At 63.8% G+C, this 470-nt stretch carries 1 protein-coding gene; it reads right to left on the bottom strand.

Going from position 1 to position 470, the window contains the following annotated elements; translation table 11 throughout:
• The coding region (locus BMI87_RS21870) for a TrkA C-terminal domain-containing protein (protein ID WP_305798463.1) at nt 1-449 on the bottom strand (449 nt) is incomplete at its 3' end.
• Between the last annotated feature and the right edge of the window lie 21 nt (nt 450-470).

The raw sequence follows: 470 nt of genomic DNA, 5'->3' as shown, positions 1-470 counted from the left end.
GGGATAAGCGATCCCAGCAGGACGATGACTGGCCAGTCGATGGCTTTGTAGACCTGCCCGGGCGGCACGGTTCGCAGCAGCATCGAACCCAGAACCCCCAACGTAAAGGCCACGGATGCCGGCAGCAGGCCGAAGGTGGCCACACCGATAGAGCCAAGCAAGAGCGCGCTGGCGATGATCGCCATTCGCGCGTTGGGAAGATGCAATTCGCGCTCTCCCAAAGGCGCGCAGCCGGTCTCGTTCATGAAATCGGCCATGATTTCGGCCGGCCCCTGCAACATCAGCAGATCGCCAGGCTTCAGCTTCAGTGTCCGCAGCCGCGTCCGCGGGGGATGCCCTTCGCGTGAGACGGCCAGAAGATTGAGTCCGTAGCGCGTCCGCAGCCGCAGGTCGGTCGCGGACTGCCCGACGATCGTGGAACCCGGCAGCACTGCGAATTCGCGCAACACGATATCCTCGTCGCGATCCGA

It is taken from the genome of Thioclava sp. F28-4 (genome assembly GCF_002020045.1).
Classification (GTDB): domain Bacteria; phylum Pseudomonadota; class Alphaproteobacteria; order Rhodobacterales; family Rhodobacteraceae; genus Thioclava; species Thioclava sediminum.
The sequence above is the reverse complement of the archived record's forward strand: the minus strand, read 5'-3'. Positions and strand labels throughout refer to the sequence as shown.